The sequence below is a fragment of the Streptomyces sp. A 4/2 genome, assembly GCF_940670765.1.
GTDB lineage: Bacteria > Actinomycetota > Actinomycetes > Streptomycetales > Streptomycetaceae > Streptomyces.
This window is the reverse complement of record NZ_CALNVW010000016.1, coordinates 105,419-118,702: the sequence shown is the minus strand read 5'-3', so window position 1 is coordinate 118,702 and position 13,284 is coordinate 105,419. Positions and strand designations below refer to the sequence as shown.

The following is a 13,284-nucleotide window of genomic DNA, read 5'->3' as shown; positions in this document are numbered from 1 at the left end:
CTCCTTCCCTAACAAGTGTTTGGTAGGTTAACCTACGGCCATGAGCAGCGTCGAGGAATACGGCACCGGGAACCCCGCCCGGCCGCGGACCGCATCAGCAGGACCTGTCCCAGGTGGGCAGCCGTGAACCAGCCCCCGAAGTACCTCCCCGGGCACCAGCTGCTCGCCGGCCGTACCGCCGTGATCACCGCCGCCGCGGGCGCCGGGATCGGCGGCGCGACCGCGCGCAGATTCCTGGAGGAGGAGGCCCGCGTCGTCCTCGGCGACAGCCACGCACGCCGGCTGGCGGAGACGGTGCAGGCGCTGGCCGAGGAGTTCGGTGCGGACCGGGTCGCCGGGGTGCCCTGCGACGTCACCGACGAGGAACAGGTCGCCGCCCTCCTCGACCTCGCGGAGGAACGACACGGGCGGCTCGACCTCGTCGTCAACAACGCGGGTCTCGGCGGCACCGCGGACCTGGTCGAGATGACCGACGCCCAGTGGGACAAGGTCATCGACGTCACCCTGAACGGCACCTTCCGCTGCACCCGCGCCGCGCTGCGCCGGATGAAGCAGTCCGGCGCGGGCGGCGTCATCGTCAACAACGCCTCGGTGGTGGGCTGGCGCGCCCAGCGCGGACAGGCCCACTACGCGGCGGCCAAGGCCGGCGTGATGGCGCTGACGCGGTGCGCCGCCGTCGAGGCCGCGGAGTACGGCGTACGCGTCAACGCCGTCTCGCCGAGCCTCGCCATGCATCCGCACCTGGTGAAGGTCACCACGCCCGAACTGCTGGAGCGGCTGACCGAGGCCGAGGCCTTCGGCCGGTACGCCGAGCCGTGGGAGATCGCCAACGTCATCGTCTTCCTGGCCAGCGGCTACTCGTCGTACATGACCGGCGAGACGGTGTCGGTCAGCAGCCAGCACGCCTGAGCGGGGAACGACAATGGACGTGTGCCTACAGCCAAGAAGAAGACCACGATGAGCCCGTCGCCCGCGCGGCGCCGGGAGCTGCTGTCCACCGCCGCCGAGGTGTTCGCCGCGCAGGGCTACAACGCCACCACGGTGCGGAAGATCGCGGACGAGGCCGGGATCCTGGCCGGCAGCCTCTACTACCACTTCGACTCCAAGGAGTCGATGCTCGACGAGATCCTGAGCACCTTCCTGGACGAGCTGTGGGCCCGTTACGACGCAGTCCTCGCCGCCGGGCAGAGCCCCAGGCAGACCATCGAAGACCTGGTCACCGAGTCCTTCCGGGAGATCGACCGGCACCGCGCCGCCGTCGCCATCTACCAGAAGGAGTCCAAGTACCTTTCGATCCAGCCCCGTTTCGGCTATCTCGCCGACTCGCAGGAGAAGTTCGAGAAGGCATGGCTCGGCACGCTCGAACGCGGCGTGGCCGACGGGGCCTTCCGCTCAGATCTCGACATCCGCCTCACCTACCGCTTCGTCCGCGACACCGTCTGGGTCGCCGCGAGCTGGTACCGGCCGGGCGGACAGCACAGCCCCGAGGAGATCGCCCGCCAGTACCTGGCGATGGTGCTGGACGGCATCGCCTCCGGGCCCCCGCAGGACACATAGCGTCTTCCGTCCGGGCCGGACCCCGCGAGCCCGGCCCGGACGGGAGGCCCTACCCCTACCAGGTTCCGCATGGAGGAGCAGTCATGGCTGAGGCCTACATCGTCGAAGCGGTACGTACCCCGGTCGGCCGGCGCAAGGGCGGGCTCAGCGCCGTTCACCCGGCCGACCTCGGCGCGCATGTGCTCGGTGCGCTCGTGGAGCGCACCGGCATCGACCCGTCCGCCGTGGAGGACGTCGTGTTCGGCTGCCTCGACACGGTGGGCCCGCAGGCGGGTGACATCGCGCGGACCTGCTGGCTGGCCGCCGGCCTGCCCGAAGAGGTGCCGGGTGTGACCGTCGACCGGCAGTGCGGCTCCTCCCAGCAGGCCGTCCACTTCGCCGCCCAGGGCGTGCTCTCCGGCACCCAGGACCTGGTCGTCGCGGGCGGCACGCAGAACATGTCGATGATCCCGATCGCCTTCGCCAGCCGGCAGGCGGCCGAGCCGCTCGGGCTCACCGAAGGCCCGTACGCCGGGTCCGTCGGGTGGCGGGCGCGCTACGGCGACCAGCCGGTCAACCAGTTCCACGGCGCCGAGATGATCGCCGAGCAGTGGAACATCTCCCGCCGGGACATGGAGGAGTTCGCGCTCCGCTCGCACCAGCGCGCCGCGCGCGCCATCGACGAGGGCCGCTTCGCCCGGGAGACCGTCGCGTACGGGGACGTCACCGTGGACGAGGGCCCGCGCCGGGACACCTCACTGGAGAAGATGGCCGGGCTCAAGCCCGTCGTGGACGGCGGCAGGCTGACCGCGGCTGTCTCCTCGCAGGTCTCGGACGGCGCCTCGGCCATGCTGATCGCCTCCGAACAGGCCGTCCGCGACCACGGGCTGACGCCGCGGGCGCGCATCCACCATCTCTCCGTACGCGCCGAGGACCCGATCCGGATGCTCTCCGCGCCCATAGCGGCCACCGCCCACGCGCTGAAGAAGACCGGTCTGACGATCGCCGACATCGATCTGGTCGAGATCAACGAGGCCTTCGCCTCCGTGGCGCTGGCCTGGCTGAAGGAGACCGGCGCCGACCCGGAGAAGGTCAATGTCAACGGCGGCGCCATCGCGCTCGGCCACCCGCTGGGCGCGACCGGCACCAAACTGATGACGACCCTGCTGCACGAACTGGAGCGCACCGGCGGCCGGTACGGGCTGCAGACGATGTGCGAGGGCGGCGGTCAGGCCAACGTCACCATCATCGAACGCCTCTGACGGCGCAGGCCGCCGGACAGGACCTGATGCACACCAACGCCCGCGCCCTTCCCGGCACTCGACGGTACCGGGAAGGGCGCGGGCGGTTCGCCCGGAGGGGGCTCAGCCTGCCCGGGACGCCGAGGGCGCGCCCAGCGCGGCGAGGGAGCTCAGCGTGTCCTGGGCCTCGGCCATGATCCGGTCGACGAGTTCGGCGCAGGAGGGCAGGTCGTCGATCAGGCCGGCGACCTGGCCCGAGGCCATCACCCCCAGATCCGGGCGGCCGTCCACCATCGAGGCCTTCAGCATCATCGGGGTGTTGGCCGCCAGCAGTACCTGACTCCACGTCAGATCCTTGCCGTGCTTCATGGCGAGGCCGTCACGGACCATTCCGGCCCAGCTCAGCCCGGAGTGCGCCTTGAAGCCGGCGGCGTGCCGCAGCGCCCGCACCAGCGCGGCCGGGCGGCCCGAGCGCTCCAGCGCCGCGACCAGGGGTGTCCGCAGCATCCGGTGCGGAAGGCCGTCGACCTTGGTGGTGACGGTGATGTCCTTGACGCCCGCCGCGAGGTACTCCGCCTTCACGGCGTCCGGCACCGTGCTGTCCGAGGTGAGCAGGAAGCGGGTGCCCATGGCGACCCCCGCCGCCCCGTGCGCCAGCGCAGCGACGAGACCCCGCCCGTCCCGGAAGCCGCCCGCGGCGATCACCGGAATCCCGACCGCGTCGACGACCTGCGGCAGCAGCACGGTGGTGGCCACCTCGCCGGTGTGCCCGCCGCCCTCGCCGCCCTGCACGATGACCGCGTCGGCGCCCCACGCCGCGACCTTCTCCGCATGGCGGCGCGCGCCGATCGACGGGATCACGACGACACCCGCGTCCTTCAGCCGCCCGATCAGCGCCTCGGACGGCGCCAGCGCGAAGGACGCGACCCGCACACCCTCGTCGATGATGACGCCCACCCGCTCCGCCGCATCGCCCGCGTCCGCCCGGAGGTTGACGCCGAAAGGACGGTCGGTCCGGGACTTCACCTCGCGTACCGCGGAGCGCAGCTGCTCCAGGGTCATGGTCGCGGAGGCGAGGATGCCCAGCGCCCCCGCATCGGCCGTCGCCGACACCAGCCGGGGGCCCGCCACCCACCCCATGCCCGTCTGGACGATCGGATGGCGGACGCCGACCAGCTCGGTGAGCCGGGTGGACAGCGTGAATCCGCTCCCGCTCACGTCCGCACCTCGCGGTTGCGCAGGCCCCGCGGGTCGATGACCGTACGGATCAGCCGGAGCTCCTCCGCGCTCGGCTCGCGGGTACGGGGGACGTCGTCCGGGACCGGGAGCTCGAAGCCGGTGGCCTCCCGCACCTGCGCGGCGCTCACCCCCGGGTGCAGGGACCTGACGCGCAGGGTCCGTCCGGGGGTCTCGAAGTCCAGCACCGCCAGGTCCGTGACGACCCGGCGGAGCTGGTGGAACCGGGTCGCGGACGGACCGGCCGCGGCGGCGCGGTCGTGCCCGACGCCGCTGACCATGTCGACCTTCTCGACGAACACCCGGGGAGAATGCCGGGGGATCCAGTAACTCGTCGGGTTGTTGATGGTGTTGACCGGCGCGCCGCGCACGCCCAGCAGCTGGCGGGCCGGCTGCTTCCAGTCGCCGATGCAGCTGATGTTCTGGTTGCCGTGCCGGTCCAGCTGGCTGGCGCCCATCATGACGTGCCGCTTGCCGCCGGCGACCATGGCCAGATGCCTGCGGTAGGGCAGCCATCCCTCGACGGTCTCCGGCTGCGCGCCGATCGCCGGTACATCACCGATCACCAGGGCCTCACCGTCGGTGAGCAGCAGATCGGGCGAGAAGGTCAGCTTGGCGAGCCGGGCGCCGACCGACGGCACGGTGCCCATCGGGCTGGCCAGCACCTCGCCGTCACCCCGCCACGCCTCGGCGCAGGCGATGACGCAGTACTCGGCGCGGGTGACGCCGGTCTCCGCGCCCTGAGCGGTCTCCTGCGTACTCATGCGCCCTCCTTGGCGAAGGCCGCGACCGCGGCCTGGTAGGTGTCCTCGTCCCCGGACAGGAAGCGGTCGGTGAACTCGCGCCAGGCGTCCGGGTCCGCGGCTGCCTTGGCGTACGCCGTCTGGAACGCCTCGTCGCGCCCGTAGTCGGGGATGCACGAGGTGAAGTGCGCGCCGTTCGGGGTCTCGACGACCCCGGTGACCGAGTGGCGCCCCACGAGCAGGGTCTGCGGAGGGCCGGCGGCGGCGAACTCCGAGCTCGGCACGATCCGTTCGCAGGAGACGTAGGCGTCGGTGGCCGCTTCGCAGAAGAGGTCGTCGAAGTACGGGTCGGGGCCCAGGTACTGGCCGTTGCCGCGGGCGTCCGCGCGGTTGACGTGGACGAGGGCCGCGTCCATCCGCAGCGCCGGTACGGCCACCAGCTCCTCACCGTCCGCGTACGGTGAAGTGACCGTCCGCAGCTCCGGGTTGACCGTCATCACGTCCGATCCGAGACCGGCCCGGATCGGCATGAACGGCAGTCGGTGGGCAGCGGCGGTCAGCCCCCACATGAACATCGCCTCGTCCAGTTCCGTCAGCTCGAAGTCACCGCGCTGGCGGGCCGCCCGGAAGTGCGGCTCCAGCGGGATGGAGTCGAGCGTGGCGAAGGCGGCGACCAGCTTGCGGATCTTTCCGGCGGCGGCCAGCAGGCCCACGTCGGGGCCGCCGTAGGAGATGACGGTCAGATCGGTGACGTCCGACCGCAGCAGGGCGCGGACGAGCGCCATGGGCTTGCGCCGGGAACCCCAGCCGCCGATGCCCAGCGTCATACCGCTGCGCAGCCGTCCGACGACGTCCTCCGCGGACATGACCTTGCCGGTCCTCTCAGGGGTGTCGCTGCTCACGACTTCTCCTCCTTGTTTCCGAAGGTGTTACGGACCTGGTCGGCGATCCCCACGAGGTTCGCCTCGAAGGTGAAGCCCTGTTCGAAGCGGTAACTGCGGCGGACGTCGACCGGGTCGATGCCGTTGATCGCGGCCTTGGCGAGGCGGATCAGCGTGCCGTCCTTGGCGGCGATCTCGACGGCCAGAGCCACCGCCGCGTCCAGCAGCCCGTCGCGGGGAACGACCTGCCACACCGAGCCGTGCCGGTGGAGTTCCTGCGCCGTGGCGGTACGGGAGGTGTAGTACAAGGTGCGCATCAGGTGCTGGGGGACCAGCCGGGCGAGGTGCGTGGCGGCGCCGAGCGCGCCGCGGTCCAGCTCGGGGAGGCCGAAGGTGGCGTCGTCGCTCGCCACGATCGCGTCGGCGTTGCCGACGAGGCCGATACCGCCGCCCAGGCAGTACCCGCCCACCGCGGCGACGACGGGCACCTCGCACTCGTATACGGCGGCGAAGGCCTCGGCGCAGCCGTGGTTGGCGCCGACCAGCGCTCCGTGGCCTTCGGAGCGCTGCATCTCCTTGATGTCGACGCCGGCGTTGAAGCCACGTCCGGCGGCGGTCAGCACCACGCAGCGGACGGTGGGGTCGGCCCCTGCGGCGCGCACCGCTTGGGCCAGGGCGAACCAGCCCTGTACGGGCAGGGCGTTGACGGGAGGGAAGTCGACGGTGACCACACTGACGCCGTCGTGCGGGCTTGAGGTGGAGACACCCATGAGCAGATCAGCTACCTTTCCACCAAACATTTGTTAGGTGAGAAGGTAGCAGTGCTTCGCGTACCGCGGGAGGGGGCGCCCGGCGTCCCGGCTCCCGCAACTGCCGAGAAGGAGAAGTGAGATGACTTCGAGCACCACCGGAAGCGGCACAGGAAACGCCACAGGAAACGCCACAGGAAACGGCTCCGGGCTCTGCGCCGGACGCGTCGCCGTCGTCACCGGCGCAGGCCGCGGCCTGGGCCGCGCCCATGCGCACGCCCTGGCGGCGGAGGGCGCGCGGGTCGTCGTCAACGACCTGGGTGTCGGACTCGACGGGGCGGGCGGCTCGGCGGGACCTGCGCAGGACGTGGTCGACGAGATCGTCGCGGCGGGCGGTGAGGCGGTCGCCCATGGCGGCGACATCGCCACCACGGTCGGCGCGGCCTCCCTGGTCGCCACCGCCGTGGAGACCTTCGGCCGGCTCGACATCCTGGTCAACAACGCCGGGTTCCTGCGCGACAAGATGCTCGTCAACCTCGACGAGGACGCCTGGGACGCGGTGATGCGCGTCCATCTCAAGGGCCACTTCCTGGCGCTCAAGTACGCCGGGGCGCACTGGCGTGCGGAGGCCAAGGCGGGGCGCGCGCCGCAGGCGCGGGTGATCAACACCAGCTCCGGCGCGGGACTGCTGGGGAGCGTGGGGCAGGGCAACTACTCGGCCGCCAAGGCCGGGATCCTGGGGCTGACCCTGGTGGCCGCCGCCGAACTGGGGCGGTACGGGGTCCAGGTCAACGCCATCGCGCCCGCCGCCCGGACCCGGATGACCGAAGAGGTCTTCGCCGAGGCCATGACCGCGTCCGGTGAGGGCGGCTTCGACGCGATGGCGCCGGAGAACGTCTCGCCGCTCGTGGTCTGGCTGGCGTCGGAGGCCGCCGCGGGCGTCACCGGCCGCGTCTTCGAGGCGGAGGCCGGGCGGATCACCGTCATGGAGGGCTGGCGGCCCGGCCCGAGCGCCGACAAGGGGGCGCGCTGGACCCCGGCCGAGGCGGGCGAGGCCGCCCTGGTCCTGCTGGGCGCCGCCGAACTGCCCCAGCCGGTATACGGCGCGCAGTGACCGGCCCGCCGTGCGGGCACCCCGGCCCTGGTCCTGCCGGGGTGCCCGCACGGCCCGTGAGCGGGGGTGATCCACGAGCCGGAGCGTCCGGTGTCTTCCCCGGACGGAAGTGTCCTGCTACGTTTTTCAAGAATTCATTTCAGTTCTGTGAACTTCCGTCGCCCTGGCGAAGGACTCGGAGGCTTCGATGCCCCTCGTCGATTCACCCCACCCCGTGTGGGCAACACCTCGACCCTGTGAACTCCCTCCGTCGATGATCGGGCGGATGACCCTGATCATCGACGCGTTCGAAAACCGTTCCTCGCGGCTGACTCTCGAAGAGGTCGCGTACCGCACCCGGCTGCCACGGTCGACCGCGCACCGCATCCTGGACCAACTCGTCGGCTGCCAGTGGTTGGAACACACCTCGTACGGCTACCGGCTCGGCCCGCGCGCCCTCGGACTCGGCGGCCAGGACGGCAGCCGGGGCGAGATCCGTGAGGCCGCCGCCCCCCTGCTCCACGAACTCCACCTGCGCACCGGCATGGTGGTGCATCTCGCCGTACTCGAAGGTGCCGAGATCGTGTACCTCGACAAGATCGGCGGCCGGTTCGCCAGCGGCCTGCCCTCGCGGGTCGGCGGACACGCGCCCGCCCACGCCACGGGGGTGGGCAAGGCCATGCTCGCCTGGCTCGAACCCGAGCAGGTGGACACCCTCCTGCCCGAGGCGCTGCCCCGGAGTACCGAACGCACCATCACCGGCCTTCCGGCGCTCCGGCAGGAGCTCGACCGGATCAGGCGGCGGCACGGTCTCGCCTTCGACCGGGGAGAGGCGATCCCCGGCGTGTCGTGTGCCGCGGCGCCGCTGCGCGGACCGGAGGGGCCCGTCGCGGCCATCTCCCTCAGCGGTGACGAGCGGACCGCCCGGCTGGAACGGGTGGCCCCCCTCGTGGTCAACGCCGCCCGAGAGGTCTCACGCAGTCTGTTCCCGGAGCGGGAGACCGTACGCCGCAGCAGCCGCGGGCCGCAGATCCCGGAGCGCACCTGGTCGCCGGAGGTCATGGACCGGCTGATCAGCGCGGGCCGGGACGGGGAATGGATCTGACACCGTTCCCGGTGGCGCCGACCGGTCCGGACCGGCGCGTCCGAGCACGGCGGCGCCGCACCGTACACCGGCCCGGGACCGTGGAGCCGCGGGGCCGGGCCGCCCCGGGCCCAGCGGCTGTCGGGTGGCCGCCCGGTCGCGGGCCACCCGCCGGCCTCTCAGCCCCAGCGGTCGCCCGGCCCCCAGACCGGCGGCAGCGCCGGGCCGGTCCCCGCGCCCTGCGGCGCGGCGTCCCGGCCGAGGTCGAACCCTCCGCGGTAGAAGATCATCGGCGGTTCCTCGCCCGGCGTGTCCAGTTCCAGCACCCGGCCGAGCACCACGTCGTGGTCACCGGCCGCCCGGACCGAGTCGACCGACGCGTGCACCCGCAACAGCACGCCGGGCAGGGCGGGCGCCCCCCAGCGCGACAACTGCCAGTCCAGGCCGTCGAACTTCCTGCCCCGGCTGGAGCCGAAGCGTGCGCACACCTCGGTCTGGTGTGCGGCCAGCACATTCACACAGAACCGGCCCGTGGCGCGGATCCGCGGCCAGGCCCGGCCGCGGTGGTCCGCGCAGAAGAGAACGAGCGGCGGCTCAAGGGAAACCGACGCGAAGGACTGGCAGGCGAAACCGGCCGGTCCTTCCTCGTCGTGGCCCGTGACCACCGTGACACCGCTGGCGAACCGGCCCATGGCCGTGCGCAGTTCGGCGGGGCTCGGCGTACGGACGTCCGCGGGAGCCGTGCGGGAGAGCGCCTCGGCCGGCATACGGGACACCTCCGATCGTGAGCGGGCCACCGGCCGGACACCGGTGACATCGGCGACGACCGTAGGACCGGGCCCCGGGAGCGCAGGGAGGGATCCCGCTCAGTGGAACGGCGCCGGGGCCGGTGCCCGGGATCCCGCTGATCGGGACGTGACCCGCGGCGCCGGGCCCGGCGGCCTACGGTCCTGGCGACGGGCACCCACCGCACCCGAACCCCACCCCAGCCGATCCTCATTCACCCGAACCACCCCGACCGAGGCGGACGATGACCACTGATACGAGTTACCGGGCCACCCTGCGCGAACTGGCCACCGACGGCGGCGTCCTGCGCTACCACGAGGCCGGGGAGGGCCCGCCACTGCTGCTGTTGCACGGGTCGGGGCCCGGGGTGACCGGCTGGCGCAACTACCGTGGCAACCTCGGCTTCTTCGCGGAGCACTTCCGCTGCCTGATCCTGGAATTCCCCGGCTTCGGGGTCAGCGACCCCGCCGACGGGCCTCCCATGGTGACCGCGCAGCGGAGCGTGGAACGCTTCCTGGACGGGCTCGGGCTGGACCGCGTACACATCGTCGGCAACTCGATGGGCGGGATCGTCGCCACCCGGTTCGCGATCGCCCACCCCGAGCGGGTCGAGAAGCTCGTCACCATCGGCGGCGTCGGCAAGAACATCTTCAGCCCGGGGCCGGGCGAAGGCATCAGGCTGCTCATGGACTTCACCGAGAACCCCACCCGGGAGGCCCTGGTGCGGTGGCTCCTCTCGATGGTGCACGACCCGGCGCTGGTCACCGAGGAACTCATCGAGGAACGCTGGACGCAGGCCACCGACCCGGTCACGCTGGCGAGCGCCCGGCAGATGTACGGCAGGGCCGCGTTCGCCGGACAGGCTGCCGCAGCCGCGGCCTCGGACACCGCCCCGTACTGGGCCCAGTTGCACAAGGTGCAGGCACCCACCCTGCTGACCTGGGGGCGCGACGACCGGGTCAGCCCCGTCGACATGGCGCTGCTGCCGATGCGCACCCTGCCGCGTGGCGAACTGCACGTCTTCCCGGACTGCGGCCACTGGGTGATGATCGAACAGAAAGCCGCGTTCGAGAGCGCGGTGCTCGCGTTCCTCACGCGCGAAGGGAGCGCACGATGACCGCGGACGCCACGCGCGCCACGAACCCGGCCGCCGGATCCGACGGCTGGGACCAGCAGGTCGACTTCCTGATCGTCGGCAGCGGAGGCGGTGGCATGGCCGCCGCGCTGAGCGCGGCCGACGCCGGCCTGGACACCCTGATCGTCGAGAAGGGCCGTACGTTCGGCGGCTCCACCGCCATCTCCGGCGGCGGTATCTGGATCCCCAACAACCCGACCCTGCGCCGCAAGGGAGTCGTCGACGACCGGGAATCCATCCTGCGCTACCTCGGCGCCCTCACCGAGGGCGAGGTGCCGCAGGCGCGGCTCGACGCCTATGTCGACCAGGGCGCCCCGCTGATGGACCTGCTCGACCGCAGCCCGCACCTGCGCTTCTTCTGGGTCAAGGGCTACTCCGACTACCACCCGGAGAAGAGCGGCGGACGTCCGCTGGGCCGCACCATCGAGGCGCTGCCCTTCGACACCCGCAGGCTCGGCGCGGACGAGGAGTACCAGCGGCCCAACAGCCTCAAGGGGCCGCTCGGCCTCTGGGTGACGTCGAAGGACTACCACGACCTCGCCATGGTCAAGCGGACCTGGAAGGGCCGCCGCGCCTCCCTGGTCGCGGCCTGGCGGGTCTCCTCCAACGTGGTCCGCCGACGGCACATGGCCACCGGAGGGCGCGCCCTGGTGGCCCGGCTGCGCATGGCGCTGAAGGACCACGACATCCCGCTGTGGCTGCGGTCCCCGATGCGCTCCCTGGTGACCGATGCCGACGGTACGGTCACCGGCGCGGTCGTGGAACACCAGGGCCGGACCGTACGGATCCGCGCCCGCCGGGGTGTCCTGCTCGCCACCGGCGGGTTCGACCACCACACGGGCCTGCGCGAACGCCACCTGCCCGCGGGCGGCCGGGAGGACGTCAGCGCCGGCGCCCAGGAGAACGTCGGGGACGGCATCATCGCGGGCCAGCAGGCCGGAGCTGCCGTGGACCTGATGGACGACGCGTGGTGGATGCCGTCGGTCAAGCACCCGTCCGGCGTGGTGATCCCGCTGGTCTCGGAGCGCTGCATACCGCCGTCCGTCATCGTGTCCGGGGCGGGGGAGCGGTTCACCAACGAATCGGCGCCCTATGTCAACTTCGTGCACGATCAGCTCGACGGCGGCCACGTCCCCGCCTGGTTCGTCATGGACGCCAAGGCCCGATCCCGCTACCCCTTCGCACAGGTCCTGCCAGGCGTCCCCTTCCCGCAGGGTTTCTACGACAGCGGAGTCGTCCACCGGGCCGACACCCTGGCCGGGCTGGCGGAGCGCATCGGCGTACCGGCCGACGCCCTGACCCGTACCGTCCAGCGGTTCAACGGCTTCGCCCGCGCGGGCCGGGACGAGGACTTCGGCCGGGGGGACAGCGCGTACGACCGCTACTACGGCGACCCCACCCTGAAGAACCCCAATCTCGACGAGATCGACCGGGGCCCCTTCTACGCCGTCCGTATCGAGGTCGGCGACCTCGGCACCAAGGGCGGTCTCGTCTGTGACGAGCACAGCCGGGTGCTGCGCGCCGACCACAGCGCGATCCCCGGTCTGTACGCCACCGGGAACACCTCCGCCTCCGTCATGGGCCGTGAGTACGCGGGGGCGGGCGCGACGATCGGCCCGGCCATGGTGTTCGGCCACATCGCCGCGCGGCACGCGGCCCGCGCCACGCCGACGCATCCGGCGTAGGACTCCAGGAGACCGACCGATGTCACATCCCCGCCCGCTCCGTGTCCGGGTCGTCGAGATGCTCGCCGAGACCCCGGACGCGTACTCACTCGTTCTCGAACCGGCCCCCGGCGACGCCGGACGGTTCGCCTACCGCCCCGGCCAGTTCCTCACCGTCCGGATACCGGAGGCCGGTGGCGGGACCGGCAGCGTGGCGCGCTGCTACTCGCTCGCCAGCTCTCCCGTCCTCGGCGAGAAGCCGAGGATCACCGTCAAGCGCACCCGCGGCGGCCACGGATCCAACTGGATCTGCGACACCGTCCGGGAGGGCTGCACGCTGGAAGTCCTGCGCCCCGCCGGTACGTTCACCCCGGCATCGCTGGACACCGACTTCGTCCTGTTCGCCGGGGGCAGCGGCATCACGCCGGTCATGTCGATCCTCAAATCGGCGCTGCACGCCGGTTCGGGCACCGTGACGCTCGTCTACGCCAACCGGGACGAGGGCTCGGTGATCTACCGCGACGAGCTCATCGCGCTCGCCCGCGAGTACCCCCGGCGGCTGCACGTCGTGCACTGGCTGGAGTCGGTCCAGGGCCTGCCCACCGAAGCCGGACTGCGCCAACTCGCCCTGTCCCGCACGGCCGGGGAGGCCTTCGTCTGCGGCCCCGGCCCCTTCATGGACGCCGTGGTGGCGGTGCTCACCGGGCTCGGCATGCCGGCGGAGCGGGTGCACGTCGAACGGTTCTCCTCCCTGGCGGGAGACCCGTTCGCAGGACCGGAGCCCACCGGTCCGGCGGCGTCCGAGGATCCGGCGGGCCCCGCGGGCACCGCCGAGGTCCGGCTCGACGGCGAGACCCGCACGGTACCCCTGCCTCCGGGAACCAGACTGCTGGACGCCCTGCTGGCGGCCGGTCTGGACGCGCCGTTCTCCTGCCGGGAGGGCTCGTGCAGTGCCTGCGCCTGCCGGCTCCTGGCCGGTGAGGTCGCCATGGAACGCAACGAGGTACTGGAACAGGCCGACCTCGACGAGGGCTACATCCTCGCCTGCCAGTCCACCGCGCTCACCGAACGGCTCTCGGTCAGCTATGACGCGTAGCGCCTGATCCGGACGACAGGCTCCGGGCCCCGGCGCGATT

13 protein-coding genes are annotated in these 13,284 nt (G+C 72.1%); 8 read left to right on the top strand and 5 right to left on the bottom strand.

Annotated elements, in window-relative coordinates; genetic code table 11:
* The first annotated feature begins 123 nt into the window (after positions 1–123).
* From NBY69_RS10120 to NBY69_RS10110, 3 genes are all read left to right on the top strand, one after another.
* Entirely contained in the window at positions 124–909 is a 786-nt protein-coding gene (locus tag NBY69_RS10120) for an SDR family oxidoreductase (RefSeq protein ID WP_250300145.1), read from the top strand.
* A 48-nt stretch (positions 910–957) separates the two neighbouring features.
* The gene (locus tag NBY69_RS10115) at positions 958–1,557 is read left to right on the top strand and encodes a TetR/AcrR family transcriptional regulator (protein ID WP_250300424.1); all 600 of its coding nucleotides are present in this window, start codon (positions 958–960) and stop codon (positions 1,555–1,557) included.
* An 83-nt stretch (positions 1,558–1,640) separates the two neighbouring features.
* Entirely contained in the window at positions 1,641–2,798 is a 1,158-nt protein-coding gene (locus NBY69_RS10110; protein ID WP_250300143.1) for an acetyl-CoA C-acetyltransferase, read from the top strand.
* A gap of 102 nt (positions 2,799–2,900) precedes the next feature.
* Here NBY69_RS10110 and NBY69_RS10105 read toward each other — a convergent pair whose 3' ends face one another.
* Genes NBY69_RS10105 through NBY69_RS10090 form a run of 4 tightly spaced genes read right to left on the bottom strand, consistent with a single transcriptional unit; the run spans position 2,901 to position 6,407 of the window.
* A complete protein-coding gene (locus NBY69_RS10105) occupies positions 2,901–3,974 on the bottom strand; it encodes a nitronate monooxygenase family protein (RefSeq protein ID WP_250300423.1) in 1,074 nt (357 codons plus the stop codon).
* A 17-nt stretch (positions 3,975–3,991) separates the two neighbouring features.
* The gene (locus NBY69_RS10100) at positions 3,992–4,777 is read right to left on the bottom strand and encodes a CoA-transferase subunit beta (protein ID WP_250300141.1); all 786 of its coding nucleotides are present in this window, start codon (positions 4,775–4,777) and stop codon (positions 3,992–3,994) included.
* On the bottom strand, positions 4,774–5,622 hold the full coding sequence (locus NBY69_RS10095; RefSeq protein ID WP_250300421.1) for a CoA transferase subunit A: 849 nt from the start codon (positions 5,620–5,622) through the stop codon (positions 4,774–4,776). The genes NBY69_RS10100 and NBY69_RS10095 overlap by 4 nt, the downstream gene beginning before the upstream one ends.
* Before the next feature lie 32 nt (positions 5,623–5,654).
* Positions 5,655–6,407, bottom strand: coding sequence for an enoyl-CoA hydratase family protein (locus tag NBY69_RS10090; protein WP_250300139.1), 753 nt, complete (start codon positions 6,405–6,407; stop codon positions 5,655–5,657).
* A gap of 121 nt (positions 6,408–6,528) precedes the next feature.
* Here NBY69_RS10090 and NBY69_RS10085 point away from each other — a divergent pair, with 121 nt between their 5' ends.
* Together NBY69_RS10085 and NBY69_RS10080 are read left to right on the top strand one after the other, a co-directional pair.
* On the top strand, positions 6,529–7,500 hold the full coding sequence (locus tag NBY69_RS10085; RefSeq protein WP_250300137.1) for an SDR family oxidoreductase: 972 nt from the start codon (positions 6,529–6,531) through the stop codon (positions 7,498–7,500).
* Positions 7,501–7,765: 265 nt separating this feature from the next.
* On the top strand, positions 7,766–8,584 hold the full coding sequence (locus NBY69_RS10080) for an IclR family transcriptional regulator (RefSeq protein ID WP_250300136.1): 819 nt from the start codon (positions 7,766–7,768) through the stop codon (positions 8,582–8,584).
* 158 nt (positions 8,585–8,742) lie between these two features.
* On the opposite strand, the gene NBY69_RS10075 is transcribed toward NBY69_RS10080, so the two are convergent.
* Positions 8,743–9,330 (bottom strand): flavin reductase family protein, encoded by a 588-nt coding sequence (locus NBY69_RS10075; RefSeq protein WP_250300133.1) that lies wholly within the window; start codon positions 9,328–9,330, stop codon positions 8,743–8,745.
* A 263-nt stretch (positions 9,331–9,593) separates the two neighbouring features.
* On the opposite strand from NBY69_RS10075, the gene NBY69_RS10070 reads away from it, so the two are divergent.
* From NBY69_RS10070 to NBY69_RS10060, 3 genes are read left to right on the top strand one after another with little or no spacing between them, the layout of a single operon-like run.
* Positions 9,594–10,466, top strand: a complete 873-nt coding sequence (locus NBY69_RS10070) for an alpha/beta fold hydrolase (protein WP_250300131.1) — start codon at positions 9,594–9,596, stop codon at positions 10,464–10,466.
* Positions 10,463–12,169 carry an FAD-binding protein gene (locus NBY69_RS10065; RefSeq protein ID WP_250300128.1) on the top strand — a complete coding sequence of 569 codons (1,707 nt, stop codon included), beginning with the start codon at positions 10,463–10,465 and terminating at the stop codon, positions 12,167–12,169. The genes NBY69_RS10070 and NBY69_RS10065 overlap by 4 nt, the downstream gene beginning before the upstream one ends.
* 19 nt (positions 12,170–12,188) lie before the next feature.
* Positions 12,189–13,244, top strand: a complete 1,056-nt coding sequence (locus tag NBY69_RS10060) for a ferredoxin--NADP reductase (RefSeq protein WP_250300126.1) — start codon at positions 12,189–12,191, stop codon at positions 13,242–13,244.
* Positions 13,245–13,284: the final 40 nt, after the last annotated feature.

Excerpts from the sequence above, each read along its gene's own strand:
- NBY69_RS10115 (WP_250300424.1), top strand. The coding sequence starts at position 958 with ATGAGCCCGTCGCCCGCGCGGCGCCGGGAGCTGCTGTCCACCGCCGCC.
- NBY69_RS10110 (WP_250300143.1), top strand. The coding sequence starts at position 1,641 with ATGGCTGAGGCCTACATCGTCGAAGCGGTACGTACCCCGGTCGGCCGG.
- NBY69_RS10100 (WP_250300141.1), bottom strand. The coding sequence starts at position 4,777 with ATGAGTACGCAGGAGACCGCTCAGGGCGCGGAGACCGGCGTCACCCGC.
- NBY69_RS10095 (WP_250300421.1), bottom strand. The coding sequence starts at position 5,622 with ATGTCCGCGGAGGACGTCGTCGGACGGCTGCGCAGCGGTATGACGCTG.
- NBY69_RS10090 (WP_250300139.1), bottom strand. The coding sequence starts at position 6,407 with ATGGGTGTCTCCACCTCAAGCCCGCACGACGGCGTCAGTGTGGTCACC.
- NBY69_RS10085 (WP_250300137.1), top strand. The coding sequence starts at position 6,529 with ATGACTTCGAGCACCACCGGAAGCGGCACAGGAAACGCCACAGGAAAC.
- NBY69_RS10080 (WP_250300136.1), top strand. The coding sequence starts at position 7,766 with ATGACCCTGATCATCGACGCGTTCGAAAACCGTTCCTCGCGGCTGACT.
- NBY69_RS10075 (WP_250300133.1), bottom strand. The coding sequence starts at position 9,330 with ATGCCGGCCGAGGCGCTCTCCCGCACGGCTCCCGCGGACGTCCGTACG.
- NBY69_RS10070 (WP_250300131.1), top strand. The coding sequence starts at position 9,594 with ATGACCACTGATACGAGTTACCGGGCCACCCTGCGCGAACTGGCCACC.
- NBY69_RS10065 (WP_250300128.1), top strand. The coding sequence starts at position 10,463 with ATGACCGCGGACGCCACGCGCGCCACGAACCCGGCCGCCGGATCCGAC.
- NBY69_RS10060 (WP_250300126.1), top strand. The coding sequence starts at position 12,189 with ATGTCACATCCCCGCCCGCTCCGTGTCCGGGTCGTCGAGATGCTCGCC.